The following is a 14,691-nucleotide window of genomic DNA, read 5'->3' on the forward strand; positions in this document are numbered from 1 at the left end:
AATGGCCAATTGGATAAAAGGGCCGCACGTTATTTGGGAAACAACACCACGTGATCTAAATCAAGGCGAATACCAATGTGTTCGCCTATTGCATGGTTATGATGACTCAGTGCTAAGCACTGCACTTGCTCACCACTGTTTAATGTTAACCGATATAAAATATGTGAACCACGAAACGCTTTTTCCACAACCAGTGCGGTAACATTACTAGTATCGTCGTGCACAATATCGTCGGGGCGAATAAGTATTTCAACCTTGTCACCGGCTTGCAACGCGCTGCTGTACCGCTGTACAAACCGACCCAAGTTAGTTTGCACCTGCTGGGCATCTAGCATAGTGCCTGGCAGCAATACGCCACGGCCAATAAAATCGGCAACAAAACGGTTAGCAGGTTTATGGTATAGCTCGTAAGGTGTCGCCCATTGCTGCAGTTGCCCTTGCTGCATTACGCCGACGATGTCAGCCATAGCAAAAGCTTCGTTTTGATCGTGCGTTACCATTACCGCAGTAATATTTAGCTGTTGTAAAATATGACGTATTTCGCGGGCTAGCCCTTCACGTAGCTCAGCGTCTAGGCTAGAAAACGGCTCGTCTAATAGCAGTACTTTAGGCTCAGGAGCTAAAGCTCGAGCTAAGGCGACACGTTGTTGCTGACCACCAGATAACTGATAGATATAGCGCTGCGCTAAGTCGGGTAAGCCGACTAACTGCAATAGTTGTTTAACCTTAGCCGCTTTATTAGCTTTAGTACTGTGCCGTAAGCCAAAACTAATGTTATCGGCAACATTAAGATGAGGAAATAAAGCAAAATCTTGAAACACCATGCCCACTTGCCTTTGCTCAGGCGCTAGCAGCATATCAGCCGCACTTACCGCCTGCCCAGCTAAACTAATGCTACCCGCTGTAATTGGCTCAAAACCGGCGATGGCACGCAATAAGGTTGTTTTGCCACACCCAGAGGGGCCAACTAAGCAACCAATTTGGCCTTGATCTAACGAAAAGCAGATATTGTTAACGACGTTATGCTTAGCATAAGCAATGCTAACCTTTTGTATGTTTAGCATTAATTCTTTCCTTTGCTGGCGACGTCTACCGATCGCGCTAACAAAATTACCGGCAATAAACTCACCAATACTATTGCCAGTGCCGGCAGTGCCGAGTCGGCTAAACGCTCGTCGGAGGCAAGCTCGTAGGTACGCACCGCTAGCGTATTAAAATTAAATGGCCGTAAAATTAACGTGGCGGGCAGTTCTTTTAACACATCAACAAAAACTAGCAATAAGGCACTAAACACACTGCCACTCAGTAATGGCACATGTACTTTCTTTAGTACCTGAAGTGGCGTGCAGCCTAATGAACGGGCAGCGTTGTCCATACTTGGCTTAATTCGCTCTAATCCTGCTTCAACACTGTGTAATGACACCGCTAAAAACCGCACACTGTAAGCCAGCAATAGCGCGAAAACGCTACCCGAAAATACTAAGCCGGTGCGAGTACCAAACCATTGCTCGGCCAGTAAATCGATGCGCCCATCTAGCCACGCTAGTGGCAACATAACGCCAATAGCAATTACGGTACCCGGTACCGCATAACCTAGAGCGGCAACACGCACCGGTGTTTGCACTACGGCATCTTGGCGTAAACGCTTAGCATAAGCGAACAACAGTGCCAGCATCACGGAAATGCCCGCAGCTATAGCTGCTAAGCTAAAGCTATTCCAGACCAACTGCGCAAACTGCTGATTAAGTGTTACTTGATAGTTAGACAACGCCCAGCTAATAAGCTGCGCAGCCGGTATGACAAAGCCCAAGCACACAGGTAACAAACATAACAGTAATAGGAGCAACTGCCGTGTTTTGCTAACCGTTCTCAGCATTGGCGCCTGGTGTTGCTGTCCTTGATGATAATAACGAATTTTACGGCGTGACCAGCGTTCTAACACCAACAGTAACAGCACGAAACTGGTAAGCATCGCAGCCAATTGTGCTGCCGCAACTTGGTTGCCCATACCAAACCAGGTACGAAAAATACCGGTAGTAAAGGTGGCAATACCAAAATATTGCACTGTGCCGTAATCGGCAAAGGCTTCCATCATTGCTAACGCTGTGCCGGTTAAAATAGCTGGCCGAGCTAACGGCAATGCGACCTGCCAAAAATGCCGCCTAGGGCTTAAACTTAAAGTACGGCTGGCTTCTAATAACGATGCCGACTGCTCACGAAACGCGGTACGTGCCAACATATAAACGTAGGGATACAACACCAGCGACAGCATAATAATGGCGCCGCCTAGTGAGCGTATTTCTGGAAACCAGTAATCGCCATAATGCCAGCCAAACTGACTGCGTAGCGCCGTTTGCAAAGGGCCAGAGAAGTCGAGCATGCCAGTGTAGGTGTAAGCAATAATGTAAGCTGGCACCGCCAGTGGCAGTAATAACATCCACTGCACATAACGCCGACCAATAAACTGATACTGGCTAATTAACCAAGCGCTAGACGTGCCAAGCAACAACGCGCCGATACCAGTGCCTGTAGCCAACAGTAACGAGTTAATAACGTAATCCGCTAGCACAGTTTGGCGTAAATGCAGCCAAATATCAGGCTGTGGCGTAAATAGGCTAGTAAAAACTACGAGCACTGGCATGGCCAGCAGCAGCGCAGGCATTAGCACCGACCAACGCCAGATATCACGCATTATCTGGCGCTTAGGTTATTAAAGAATATAGTGTTCAATTACTACTTCCAGCCAGTGCGATCCATCACTCGAATAGCATCGCTATTTAATTCGCCTAACTTTTCTAGCGATAACTGATCGGCTTTAAATTCACCAAAGCCTTGCAGGATATCACTTAGCTTGCCCGAGCTAATTACTGGGTATTCGTGGTTAGCTACCGCATACCACTGCTGCGCTTCTGCGGTAACCATATACTCAAGTAGCTGTATAGCAGCGGCTTTATTAGGCGAGTACTTCGCTATGCCGGCACCAGAGATATTAATGTGCGCACCACGATCGGCTTGATTTGGCCAAAATACCTTAACTTGCTGCGCCACGGCTTGTTCATTTTTATCGGCTAGCATGCCGCCTAAATAGTAGGTGTTAGCAATCGCAATATCACATACGCCGGCTACAGCGGCTTTAATTTGGTCTCTGTCGCCACCTTTAGGCGGGCGGGCAAAGTTTGCCACTAAGCCTTTAGCCCAGCTTTCGGCTGCGGTAACGCCGTCATGGGCAATAATGCTAGCGGTCATCGACTGATTATAAATATTGTCAGATGAGCGTACGCAAATACGGCCGCGCCATTTCGGGCTGGCTAAATCTTCATAGGTGGATAATTCTTCAGGTTTTACTTTACCTCCTACATATAAAATTGGCCGGGCACGCATGGTTAAACCATACCAGTGCCCTGCGGGATCACGTAGTGCAGCAGGTATCGCTTGTGTTAATGCTTCAGAGTTTATACTTTGCAGCACGTTTTGCTGCTGGGCACGATACAGCCGGCCTACGTCGGTACTAATAAGTATATCCGCTGGGCTGTTACGGCCTTCGCTTAGCATGCGGCTAATTAGCTCATCTGGCTTACCGGTAATTAAATTTACTTTAATACCGGTGTCGGCAGTAAATTTTTCTAATAGCGGTTTAATTAATTCTTCTTGGCGGCCAGAATAGATATTTACTTCTGCAGCGTGAGCAACTGACATATTAAACAGTACTGCAGTTATACCAGTACCGAGTAGGGTTAGCGCCGAACCTAATTTCATGCTGTAGCTCCTAAGTAATGCATACTAAAAAATACCCGCGCATCTAAACATAAATACGAACCGTTCTCAACTTGATAATGCCGAATTTGGCCAAAATACCTATTAAATGTTGATTAAACCCTAATAAAAAACGCAGCCAAAGCTGCGTTTTTAGTGAAGCCTAACGCTGATTATTGCTTTTTCATCTGTTGATGAAATTGTGCTACATCAGTAATTATTTTTTGGCCAGGTAAATTGGCAAACGGTTGATCACGGAATGATGTGCCGCGCATTTGTATGGATATACGTGGCGCCTTGCTATTTAACATGGTTTCATTATAAAACGCTTTTACGTCAGCTAAGGTTACTTGCTCAACCGCAGCAATAAGTTGTTGTTTACTGTCGAAGTTGAAGTTTTCACGATACCAGTCAGAAATAATAGGCCGCACTTCACCCTGCAGATTTTTTGCTGGCTCGTTTAAAGAGACTAAGGTGCTGGCTTTAAGTTGGGCAAACGCTTCCTCAGTTAACTCATTTAATGCCGTAACATATTCCTGCTTAAATTTGTCAAACCTTGCTTGTATATCAGCCACGCCTTTTACCGGTGTCTGAATAAACATAGCAAAACCAACATAGTCTTCTAACTGCATAGCGGTGCCACCCACCGCGTAAGCTAACTGCTCTTCAGTGCGTAGTTTATCAAAGGCCACATTACTAAAATGACTTTTTAAGATTGTAGCGCGAGCTAATTGGGTATAAGAGGGTTCAGGGTGCATATGCACATCAACTAATGCCACATCGGCAACGTCAATATCTTTTTGCACTACCAGTGTTTCACCCACTGTTGGTTGCCAGTATACCGTGCGGCTATACGGCTGCTCGGCGCGCTGTGCGGGTAACGCTTGTTTTATCTCAGCCGCTACCTGCTCAATCATTGCCTTATCGTAGTTACCAAAGGCAAAAATACGCAGTTGATTATTGCTTAACGTGTTGCTAATAAAGCGTTGTAAATCAGCTGCTGTTAGCTTATTTGCCGCGGCAATAAGCTGAGCGCGTTCGTAGTCACCATCAGTAACTAATGCGCTGAACGTGCCAAATGCTTGCGCGTATGGAAACTGCTTGCCCTGGTTTTGTAAACCACGAATATAACGGTCTTTAGCCTGGGCAAAGCTTTGCTGATCAGCACTAACCGTTAACCCAGCCAATGCTTGCTGTAATAACTGCGGCTGTTTATCAGTAAAACCGCCGATAGTTAATGCCATGCCGTTGCGAGGCGTTAAACCCATAGACATACCAGCAATACCTGCCTCTGTAGCTAGTGCACTTTGCTGTAAGTTGTATAGATCATACCATAGTGACTGCAGCACTTTGGCGTCAATGTCGTGCTGGGCAACATTTGTATTAAACAAAATTTCTAGCACACCACGTGGCTGGTTAGCAAACATTTGGCTTGGGTATAGCCACGCGCTAATACCGTCTTTTTGCAGTACTAACTCAGGTTTGCTTTGCGCTACTGGTGCAACTAAGTCGAACTTCTCAGGTAATAAGCGATTTACTGCCGGCAGGTTTAAGGCCAATTTAGGGCTTTGTTGCCAGCTTTGCTGCTCTTCAAGGCTAATATCTGCAATTTTATATTTACCATCGTAAAAATGCAGGCTGCTATCGTGCGGCTCTTGCTTACTAATATACCAAATGCGTAAGTGTTCAGGCGTTAGCTGCTGTAACACCTCGTTTATGGCTTTACCGTCAAAACGCTGATAATAGAAAGGCGCATTTACCGCATTGCGCGCTGGCACGTTTTGCATAGCGGCAGCTAAATTAGACACATAACCAAATTCATCGCCTTTTTCTAAGAAGCGAAAACGGTTATTTAAGCTAGTTTGAATTTCGCTAAAGTATTTATTATCAACACCCTGCTGCTTCACCAAATCTAGATATTGCATAATAGTCGCGACAATACCCTCGCGATTTTGCATGCCGGCGTCAGTTAAATCGATGTCGATGCTAAATGAACCATAATTGCCGTATAGCCCAGGATCAGCACTGGCATTTAAACCAGAAATTAAGCCCATCGCTTTTAGCTGTTGTGCTGGTGCACCCGGCATTTCAGAACCCAGTAAATAGGTTAAAAACTCATTCGGTTTTACCGCAAATTGTTCGCTATTATTAGTAATGGTAAAGTCTAAACGCAGCTGCTTAACATCTTCATTCGGTACGTAGTGAATGCGCTTCCCGCCTAGCTTGCTAACATCTAGTTTTGCCGTAACTTTAGGTGAGGCAATATTTTTGTTTTTAATGCTACTAAAATGCTTAACTGCAAGTTGTTCCATCTCGTTCAGTGGCAAGTTGCTTAACAGCGCCACCTTCATAATATTAGCCGAGTAATACTGATTATAAAAATCGACGGTTTGCGGGTGTAATTTACTATTTTCTTTGTCGCCTAATGTTTCTAAGTTACCAATTAAAAACCGGTTGGCAGGATGGCTGCCCATCATGCTACGCGATAAATTATATTGGCCAAAAAAGTCCATTTCCCGGCGCATCGACCATTCCGCATTAACTGCATTTTTCTCTTTATCGGTATACTCTGGGTACAGTTTTGGTGCTTTAAAAAAATCAGAAAAACGGTCTAGTGCTTCATCATAAGCACCATTGTTTACTTTAAACATGTAGTTGGTAATATCAAGCCAGGTATAAGCATTTTGTGCGCCGCCATTGGCGGTCATAAACTCGCTGTAGCCTTTAGTGTCTGGATAACGCTCAGTGCCCAAAAACAACATATGCTCTAAATAGTGCGCCATACCTTGTTGGCTCATGGGATCTTGCAGTAAACCAACACCAACACTTAACGCCGCAGCAGATTTTTTTGCTGCCGGATCTGATACTAAAATCACTTCCATTTTATTAGGTAAAGTTAGTATTTTATAGGCTCGAGTATCATTCGGGCTAACCAGCACTTGACCCTGCACTTGTTGCTGAACGCTTTGCACGTCTGTCGACGTTACACGTTCGCCAGCACAGCCGGTTAGTACTGCTAGCGCCACTGCAGTGATTATAAATATTTTTTTCATGTCTATACCCATATAACGAAAATGTTACAAAAAGAATTGCTAATGTAATGAAATCAGGTGCTATCTACCAGCACAGAGCGCAAAAGGATTGTAATAAAATGTGTCGACAGCAATAAAAAAGGCCCCGTTAGGAGCCTTAGTGTTCGATGCTAATAATTACATCTGTGATTGCAAATAATTTGGTAAGCCTAGCAATTTAATTAAGTTTAGCTGCTGTTCTAACCAGTGTGCATGATCAACTTCAGTATCGTCTAATAACTGTTGCAACATCGTACGGGTAACGTAATCTTGTTCTTGCTCACACAATGCCATGCTGTGCTTTAATAGCTTTTGCACTGCATATTCAACGTTTAAGTCGTTCTGCAGCATGCTAGGTACGTCGTGGCCAACATGAATTGGGTCGCGCGTAACCATATCTGGCACACCGCCTAAAAATAAAATACGCTCAATTAAGGCTGAAGCATGGCCTTTTTCATCATCAAATTCGTGATCAATACGGGCAAATAATTTTTGCAAACCCCAATCGTGATACATCCGCGAGTGAATAAAGTATTGGTCCATCGCGGTTAACTCATTAGATAAGAGTTGGTTTAACGCGTCGATAACTTGTTTGCTGCCTTTCATTTATTCGCCTCCCAGCTGTGCTTGTAAATAGTTTGCCAGCCCTAGGCTACCAATTTGATACTGCTGCGTTTCTAACCAGTCTAGATGCTCTTCTTCATATTCTAAAATGTCAGTAATAATGTCGCGGCTAACATAGTCTTGCTCTGCTTCGCAAAGTGCAATAACTTCACGCAATAGCGGTAACTGCTCAATTTGAAACTCGCTATCGCACTGCAGCATTTCTGGCGTGTCTTCACCAATTCGTAATTTACCTAATGCTTGTAAATTCGGTAAGCCTTCAAGCATTAAAATACGCTCTATCAGCTGATCAGCCTGCTTCATATCTTTAATCGACTTTTTATAACAGATGTCATTTAGCGCTTTTAAGCCCCAGTTTTTATAAATACGGGCATGCAAAAAGTATTGATTAATAGACGTTAACTCTGCTGTCAGCACTTCGTTTAATTTTGACAGTATCCGTGGATGACCTTTCATTACACCAACCTTCTTATCTGGCGTTAAAACATGCGACTAAGTGTAGTACAAAAGCCACCACTAGGCAAAATTATGTTTATTTTCAACAACATATTACTGATAATAGTTCGTATTACTAACACGTTTCGTTTCTCGTTTTAAATAAGCGTACATGACGGCATATTTTCGTATATTGGTCTCAAGCACTTTGAATTATTTGTGTTTTTACGTTACACAGAGTAAGTGAAAATTATAATAACCAGTAATATCAGAGGAACTTATGCAACTATTCAAACCTTTTGCCCTAGTGCTACTGCTGTGCAGCAGTGCATTAATGGCAACAGAGCGCCAAATAGAAATAGACAGTAAAGTGGTTACCGAACATAAAACCGAAGTAAACGGTAAACGTTTTGGTTATAGCGCCACTACCGGCACACAACCAGTGTGGGATGAAGAAGGCAACCCGACAGCCACCTTGTTTTATACCTATTATCAGCGTAGCGATATTAAAGATCGCAGCACACGCCCACTACTAATTTCATTTAACGGTGGCCCAGGTTCAGCGTCAGTATGGATGCATATTGCTTATACTGGCCCTAAATCATTACTTATTGATGACGAAGGCTATCCAGTACAACCTTACGGCGTGCAAACCAATACACATTCGGTATTAGACGTTGCCGATATTGTATTTGTTAACCCGGTAAACACCGGCTACTCGCGCGTATTACCCAATAAAGAAGGCAAAATGCCGTCTAAAGATCAGCAGCAAAAAATGTTTTTTGGTGTAAACGCTGATATCAAATATTTAGCCGAATGGGTAAATACCTTTGTTACTCGTAATGAGCGTTGGCAGTCACCTAAGTTTTTAATTGGCGAAAGCTATGGCACTACGCGAGTATCGGGTTTAGCACTTGCATTACAAAACCAGCAGTGGATGTACTTAAATGGCGTAGTGCTAGTATCCCCAACTGAGCTTGGCATTAAGCGTGAAGGACCGGTTGATGCCGCTAATCGCCTGCCGTATTTTGCCGCCACAGCTTGGTATCACAAAAAACTGGGTACTGACTTACAGCAAAAAGATTTATACGACATTTTACCGGCAGTAGAGGACTTTACACTTAATCAATACTTACCTGCTTTAGCCAAAGGCAATGCGATAAGTGCCGAAGAAAAGCAGCGCGTAGCCCAGCAGGTAGCCGCATATTCAGGTTTATCGTTACAAGCTGTACTGCAAAATAACCTAGATATTGACCCGAGTTTCTTTTGGAAAGAACTACTTCGTGACCGTAGCCAAACTATTGGCCGTTTAGACTCGCGCTATTTAGGTATTGATAAAAGCGATGCTGGCGACCGTCCTGATTACAATGCCGAACTAACCTCATGGCTGCACTCATTTACCCCAGCGATGAATTACTACGTGCGTGCGGAGTTAAAATACAATACTGACATAAAATACAATATGTTTGGCCCTGTGCACCCGTGGGATAGAAGTGGTGATAACACCGGCGAAAACTTGCGCCAAGCTATGGCACAAAACCCCTATTTAAAAGTAATGACCCAATCAGGCTATTTCGACGGCGCCACTAACTACTTTGATGCTAAGTATAATATGTGGCAGTTAGACCCAAGCGGTAAAATGAAAGATCGCCTTAGCTTTAAAGGCTACCGTAGCGGTCATATGATGTATCTGCGTAAAGAAGACTTAAAAAAATCTAATGATGATTTACGTGAGTTTATTTTAGGCGCACTACCAGCCCCTGGCGTTGCCGCAAAATACTAAAGTCTATTTAGCATAAATGCGTACTGACCTTTTTTGGCGGTCAGTACGTAAACCGCTATACTAGGTTAGCTTAGCGCTATTTTTGAGGTGGTGATTATTCGTTCGATATTAATTTTCTTACTATTTTCGGCCCACACACTTAGTGCTAATACTCTTGTAATTGGTGCGCCGCTTAACCCTACGCCAATGAGCCTGCAGCTGGAGCAGCTACTTAAAACGGCCTACTTACAACTGGGTTATCGTACAGAATTTATTGCTTTACCATCAGAGCGTAGGTTGCGCTTACTGCAACATGGCGATCTTGATGCAGACTTATTTCGTTCTTGTGAGCTTGACGAAGCACACCCAGAATTTATTGTCGTACCGGTAACTATAGGTGCATTACACTTGCGAGCTTATAGTCTTGACCCACAAAAACTCACTAATTGGCAACAGCGACCTGAACTCATTATTAGCCATATTCGCGGCTTTAAAATGGCAGAGCAACAACAGTTTTTAGGTAAACGAATAACGGTTAGTAGTGACCAACAAGCTTTTGGTTTAATGTTACAAGGTCGAGTTGATATTTTATTAGAAGATAGTCACACGGCTAAAAAGTTTTTATATCAGAAAAAAGACTTACCCACTATTGCCGAGCAAAACGTCGCCGATTTTGCCGTATGTCATGTACTAAGTAATAAGCAACAATCGTTATTAAATTCACTCACGTTAAAGTTGCGGCTAAGTATGGCTAAGACGGTATTATTATAAATAAGCCAATCTTGAAGCAGCCGTGAAAACAAAAAAGCCGAGCATTAATGCTCGGCTTTTTTTGCTTATACTTTATATTTTATTTTGTTTGGCCTAACAGGTTAAGAATAAACGCGTATTCTTGGGCATTTTCTGCCAGCCTTGAGAACCGACCCGACTTACCGCCGTGGCCTGCTTCCATATTGGTTTTAAACATTAACGGCTGATTATTAGTTTTATGGGTACGCAGCTTTGCCACCCATTTTGCTGGCTCAAAGTATTGCACCTGTGAATCATGCAAACCGGTAGTAACCAACATGGCTGGGTAAGCTTGTTTTGCTACCTGATCATAAGGCGAGTAAGACAACATATAATCGTAATAGGCTTTTTGTTTTGGGTTACCCCACTCGTCAAACTCGTTGGTAGTTAGCGGAATACCTTCGTCTAACATAGTGGTAACCACATCAACAAAGGGTACATGTGCCACTAAGCCACGGTATTTTTCTGGTGCCATGTTAGCCACTGCGCCCATTAGCAAGCCACCAGCACTGCCGCCCATACCAAACACTTTGTCTTTCGCCGCATATTGGTTAGCAACTAAATAATCAGTTACTGCTATATAGTCAGTAAAGGTATTAATTTTATGCAGTAACTTACCATCTTCGTACCATTGCCGGCCCATTTCTTGGCCACCACGAATATGCGCGATAGCATAAACAAAGCCGCGATCTACCAGCGACAAGGCTACAGAGCGGAATGACGGATCTGACGAATTCCCGTAAGAACCGTATGCGTATTGATATAGCGGCGCACTGCCGTCACGTTTAAAATCTTTACGGTATAGCAGTGAAATAGGCACTTTTACGCCATCAGTCGCCGTAGCCCACACCCGCTCGGTTTTATAGTTGTCTTTATCAAAGCCACCTAGTATTTCAGTTTGCTTTAACAACTGCTTTTCACCGGTTTTCATATTCAGTTGATAAGTGCTAGCAGGTGTAGTCAGTGACGTGTAAACATAGCGTACGTAGTCAGTATTAGGTTCAACGTTGGTCTCAAACGCCATAACATAAGCCGATTCATCAGATGCGACATAGAAGGCCTTATTTGGTGCATCCCATGGCATTATTTTTAACCGACGTAAGCCATCGCTGCGCTCGTTAATCGCTAAGTAATTATTAAATAACTCAAAGTCTTCAATAAATACCTTGTCGTCGTGCTTAACCAACGGCTGCCAGTTATTACGATCACCAATTTTGTCATCAGTTACACTCATTAAACGAAAATTAGGTGCATCCCAATCGGTGCTTATTACCCAGCGGTCGTTAATATGGCTAGCCGAGTACTGAAAGTCGCGCTGCCGAGGTGCCAGCACTTTAAATTCACTATCAGGTTTACTGGCGTCTTGTACGCGCATTTCGGTCGATACCGTGCTGCCAAGATAAATAACGACATAGTTATTATCACCGGTATTACCTATACCCATGTAAAAACTATTATCTTTTTCCTCATAGACTTGACGAGCACTGGCAACATCGTTGCCTAGTGTATGCTGTAATACCTGGGTACTAAGTAAGGTAGCAGGGTCATTTTTAACCACATATAACGTTTTGCTATCTTTAGCCCAAGCAATGCTGCTAGATAAGCCAGTTAACTGATCGGGTAAATCTTTTCCGGTGCGTAAGTCACGTATTTTCAAGGTGTATTGACGTCTGCCATTAGTGTCGTCGACATAGGCCAGTAAATTTTGGTCAGGACTAACACGCATATTCGCCACCTGATAAAAATCTTTACCAGCGGCCAATACGTTTACATCTAGCATTACCTGCTCGGTGCCGTCTTTTAACGATTTACGCAGATATATTGGATACTCTTTGCCGGTATCAAAACGGGTGTAATAGCTATAATCGCCTTTATTGTAGGGCACTGAGCTATCGTCCTGTTTAATCCGGCCAATAATCTCATCGGTAAGCTTGTCAGTTAACGCTTGATAACCCGCACTATATTGTGCGAAATAATCATTTTCACGCTGCAAATAATCTAATACCGTTGGCGAGGTTCGGCTGTCGTCACGTAGCCAATAATAAGGATCTGGTCGGTCACCATTGGCTGAGGTTACAGTGTAAGGTTGTTGTACGGCAATCGGCGCGGTTAGTTCTACTGCGCTTAGCCAGAAGCTACTAATACTACTTAGGCATAGCAGAGCTATTGTATGTTTACGCATTAGTTCTCTCTGTGAAGTTCAGGCAAACAGAAAAACTAACATAACAATTGCAGTAAACCAAATTTGCACAGCGTAAAAAGTGTAACGGAGTATATTTATACATAGATATTATACGCCGCTTTATTTAATCTATTCACAAATGGCTGGTTTTAAGCTATTACTTTAAACTTATTATAAACAGGGAAAATGACATGGCGTTAATGACGGTTGAGCAGGTAGCAGAATTTTTAGGTGTACAAGCAATAAGAGTTGAACGTTTAGCAAGGGAAAACTTGCTTGTACCCGCAGAGAAAGATACCGCAGGTAAACCATTATTCAATGCCGATGACGTAAAGCGATATAAAACACTAGCAGAGCGCTTAGGCGGATTATAACGCTAGCAATTATTCTACGTGTTGCAAGCGCTGCTGCCAGCGCTTGGCCTGCGCTTCATAACCGGGAACCGCTAAGTACCATAACCAGCAAAAGCCGCAGTAAAGTTGTTTTGCTAAAAATAACTTGCTACGCAGTGGCTCTAACAATTCAGCTAAACCGCGATAGCCCACATATTCCGCTAACATTAACTGTTCTTGCTGCTCGGTCAAATTAAAATGTAAACTTACCGCCGCTAGATCAAGACTACTATCAGCTAATTGGCTGTATTCAAAATCAAGTAGCCAGAGCTTGTCTGCTGCGAACAACAAATTACCCGCATGTAAATCTAAATGACATAACACAATGTCAGCCGACAATAGCTGTAGTTTTGTGGCGGCACGCTGCAACGCTGCCAATAACAACGGCTCTATAACGAATGTGGTTGGCACGGCCTTAATTAGCTGCTGTAAATATCTGGGGTATTCAAGTTGCGGTGTTTGTACCGACAATTGATGAAAGGCAGCAAGTGCAGTTAATAGTAAGGTTGAACCGTGCTGGGTATAATCAAAAGCCACACCGTTTGGAATATACTCGCTTAACATAACTTGATAATGATTATTTAAACAAAGCGGTGCAGGTGCTAACCCCTTTGCCGCAGCTGCGTGCTGACAGCGTAGTTCTTGATGTCGACAGATATCAGAGCCGACCGGATAACTACGCAGCACATATTCATCGTGCGCAGTGCTTACATAAAAACTTTGGTTACTTTCGCCCTGAGATAAAGCACGGACTTTTAACGGCGGTTGGCTAACAAAAAATTCTAGCCGCTGACATAAGCGCGTTACATGCTCAATTTCATGGTCGGCTGCTGTTGATAATGACTGCGCCATATAAAGTACCCTGCAATTGCAATAACCGTATACAGCATAAACAAGCCAGTAAGAAAATACAGGTGTTTTTGTGCATAAATATAAATTGATACGGCGTCTATCACCACCCAATACAACCAATTAGATACCAGCTTACGTGCTACTAATAAGGTTGCCATTACACTAAAAGCGGTGGTTTGAGCATCAATATAAGCAAAGTCGGCCTGGGTATAGTTGTGCATTACCACGCCTAGCACCCAGCCTGCTATTGCTGTAATAACAATTAAGCCCAAATGCCTTTGCCAATGCCATTCATACACCGGCCCGCGAGTATCCGGCGCTGCTTGGCGTAACTGTTGCCAACGCCACCAGCCATAAAGTGCCATACCGGCATAGTACAACTGCAAAATGGCATCCGACAACAATGCCGATTGCCACATAACATGAGTAAATAGCACAGTGCTTAGTAACGCCGCTGGCCAGCACCATAAACTTTGTTTTAGTGCCAGTATCACGTAGGCTAACGCCAATAGCGTTGCTATCAGCTCAATGCTGTGCATAAGTTGCCATTGCTCGATAGCCTGCGAGATAAGCTGGTTCATGGCCGTAAGTCACCGTGTAAAAATTTACAAACAAAAATCACTTTACCGTACTTTTCATATGACCATTTAATACATGCCTGTAAGGCATGCATAACGTCATCATATTCGCCAAATAACTGCGTGCTTAACGTGTTGGTTAACACTAAAATTGACGGATACTGATTTAACTGATCAATAAAATCTTTAATTGGAGTGAGATAATCATCCGCTAATGGATAGCTACTTATTTCTACAGTTAATTTCATGCTTA

General features: G+C 43.5%; 13 protein-coding genes. 3 read left to right on the forward strand and 10 right to left on the reverse strand.

Translation table 11 applies throughout. The features are described from left to right. Positions 1-29: 29 nt before the first annotated feature. The 6 genes from E0Z06_RS13060 to bfr (E0Z06_RS13085) form a co-directional block, all read right to left on the reverse strand. Positions 30-1,064, reverse strand: coding sequence for an ABC transporter ATP-binding protein (locus E0Z06_RS13060; protein ID WP_132585451.1), 1,035 nt, complete (start codon positions 1,062-1,064; stop codon positions 30-32). Further along, positions 1,064-2,692, reverse strand: a complete 1,629-nt coding sequence (locus E0Z06_RS13065; RefSeq protein ID WP_132585454.1) for an iron ABC transporter permease — start codon at positions 2,690-2,692, stop codon at positions 1,064-1,066. Before E0Z06_RS13065 ends, E0Z06_RS13060 begins: the two co-directional genes overlap by 1 nt. 41 nt (positions 2,693-2,733) lie before the next feature. Then, positions 2,734-3,696, reverse strand: coding sequence for a Fe(3+) ABC transporter substrate-binding protein (locus E0Z06_RS13070; RefSeq protein ID WP_243695608.1), 963 nt, complete (start codon positions 3,694-3,696; stop codon positions 2,734-2,736). Positions 3,697-3,926: 230 nt separating this feature from the next. After that, positions 3,927-6,806, reverse strand: coding sequence for an insulinase family protein (locus tag E0Z06_RS13075; RefSeq protein WP_132585460.1), 2,880 nt, complete (start codon positions 6,804-6,806; stop codon positions 3,927-3,929). Positions 6,807-6,962: 156 nt separating this feature from the next. After that, entirely contained in the window at positions 6,963-7,430 is a 468-nt protein-coding gene (bfr, locus tag E0Z06_RS13080) for a bacterioferritin (RefSeq protein ID WP_132585463.1), read from the reverse strand. Next, a complete protein-coding gene (gene bfr / locus E0Z06_RS13085; RefSeq protein WP_132585465.1) occupies positions 7,431-7,904 on the reverse strand; it encodes a bacterioferritin in 474 nt (157 codons plus the stop codon). A 259-nt stretch (positions 7,905-8,163) separates the two neighbouring features. On the opposite strand from bfr (E0Z06_RS13085), the gene E0Z06_RS13090 reads away from it, so the two are divergent. Next, positions 8,164-9,666: a carboxypeptidase gene (locus tag E0Z06_RS13090; RefSeq protein ID WP_132585468.1), complete on the forward strand. Its 1,503-nt coding sequence runs from the start codon at positions 8,164-8,166 to the stop codon at positions 9,664-9,666. An 87-nt stretch (positions 9,667-9,753) separates the two neighbouring features. Beyond that, the gene (locus tag E0Z06_RS13095) at positions 9,754-10,416 is read left to right on the forward strand and encodes a hypothetical protein (protein WP_207903090.1); all 663 of its coding nucleotides are present in this window, start codon (positions 9,754-9,756) and stop codon (positions 10,414-10,416) included. Between the two features lie 79 nt (positions 10,417-10,495). Here the strand turns inward: E0Z06_RS13095 and E0Z06_RS13100 are convergent, their stop codons facing one another. Next, complete coding sequence (locus tag E0Z06_RS13100) at positions 10,496-12,616, reverse strand: S9 family peptidase (RefSeq protein WP_132585474.1); 2,121 nt, start codon at positions 12,614-12,616, stop codon at positions 10,496-10,498. A gap of 191 nt (positions 12,617-12,807) precedes the next feature. Between E0Z06_RS13100 and E0Z06_RS13105 the strand changes: the two genes are divergently transcribed. Beyond that, positions 12,808-12,990, forward strand: a complete 183-nt coding sequence (locus E0Z06_RS13105) for a helix-turn-helix domain-containing protein (protein WP_132585477.1) — start codon at positions 12,808-12,810, stop codon at positions 12,988-12,990. 9 nt (positions 12,991-12,999) lie between these two features. Here the strand turns inward: E0Z06_RS13105 and E0Z06_RS13110 are convergent, their stop codons facing one another. Genes E0Z06_RS13110 through E0Z06_RS13120 form a run of 3 tightly spaced genes read right to left on the reverse strand, consistent with a single transcriptional unit; the run spans position 13,000 to position 14,686 of the window. After that, positions 13,000-13,860 (reverse strand): phosphotransferase, encoded by an 861-nt coding sequence (locus E0Z06_RS13110; RefSeq protein WP_132585480.1) that lies wholly within the window; start codon positions 13,858-13,860, stop codon positions 13,000-13,002. Then, the gene (gene pnuC / locus E0Z06_RS13115) at positions 13,812-14,441 is read right to left on the reverse strand and encodes a nicotinamide riboside transporter PnuC (protein WP_132585483.1); all 630 of its coding nucleotides are present in this window, start codon (positions 14,439-14,441) and stop codon (positions 13,812-13,814) included. Before pnuC ends, E0Z06_RS13110 begins: the two co-directional genes overlap by 49 nt. Continuing rightward, on the reverse strand, positions 14,438-14,686 hold the full coding sequence (locus E0Z06_RS13120; RefSeq protein ID WP_132585486.1) for a YkoF family thiamine/hydroxymethylpyrimidine-binding protein: 249 nt from the start codon (positions 14,684-14,686) through the stop codon (positions 14,438-14,440). The genes pnuC and E0Z06_RS13120 overlap by 4 nt, the downstream gene beginning before the upstream one ends. Between the last annotated feature and the right edge of the window lie 5 nt (positions 14,687-14,691).

The sequence above is a fragment of the Rheinheimera sp. D18 genome (assembly GCF_004345025.1).
In the GTDB taxonomy this organism is placed as follows: domain Bacteria; phylum Pseudomonadota; class Gammaproteobacteria; order Enterobacterales; family Alteromonadaceae; genus Alishewanella; species Alishewanella metallidurans.

Excerpts from the sequence above, each read along its gene's own strand:
- E0Z06_RS13060 (WP_132585451.1), bottom strand. The coding sequence starts at position 1,064 with ATGCTAAACATACAAAAGGTTAGCATTGCTTATGCTAAGCATAACGTC.
- E0Z06_RS13065 (WP_132585454.1), bottom strand. The coding sequence starts at position 2,692 with ATGCGTGATATCTGGCGTTGGTCGGTGCTAATGCCTGCGCTGCTGCTG.
- E0Z06_RS13070 (WP_243695608.1), bottom strand. The coding sequence starts at position 3,696 with ATGTCAGTTGCTCACGCTGCAGAAGTAAATATCTATTCTGGCCGCCAA.
- E0Z06_RS13075 (WP_132585460.1), bottom strand. The coding sequence starts at position 6,806 with ATGAAAAAAATATTTATAATCACTGCAGTGGCGCTAGCAGTACTAACC.
- bfr (WP_132585463.1), bottom strand. The coding sequence starts at position 7,430 with ATGAAAGGCAGCAAACAAGTTATCGACGCGTTAAACCAACTCTTATCT.
- bfr (WP_132585465.1), bottom strand. The coding sequence starts at position 7,904 with ATGAAAGGTCATCCACGGATACTGTCAAAATTAAACGAAGTGCTGACA.
- E0Z06_RS13090 (WP_132585468.1), top strand. The coding sequence starts at position 8,164 with ATGCAACTATTCAAACCTTTTGCCCTAGTGCTACTGCTGTGCAGCAGT.
- E0Z06_RS13100 (WP_132585474.1), bottom strand. The coding sequence starts at position 12,616 with ATGCGTAAACATACAATAGCTCTGCTATGCCTAAGTAGTATTAGTAGC.
- E0Z06_RS13105 (WP_132585477.1), top strand. The coding sequence starts at position 12,808 with ATGGCGTTAATGACGGTTGAGCAGGTAGCAGAATTTTTAGGTGTACAA.
- E0Z06_RS13110 (WP_132585480.1), bottom strand. The coding sequence starts at position 13,860 with ATGGCGCAGTCATTATCAACAGCAGCCGACCATGAAATTGAGCATGTA.
- pnuC (WP_132585483.1), bottom strand. The coding sequence starts at position 14,441 with ATGAACCAGCTTATCTCGCAGGCTATCGAGCAATGGCAACTTATGCAC.
- E0Z06_RS13120 (WP_132585486.1), bottom strand. The coding sequence starts at position 14,686 with ATGAAATTAACTGTAGAAATAAGTAGCTATCCATTAGCGGATGATTAT.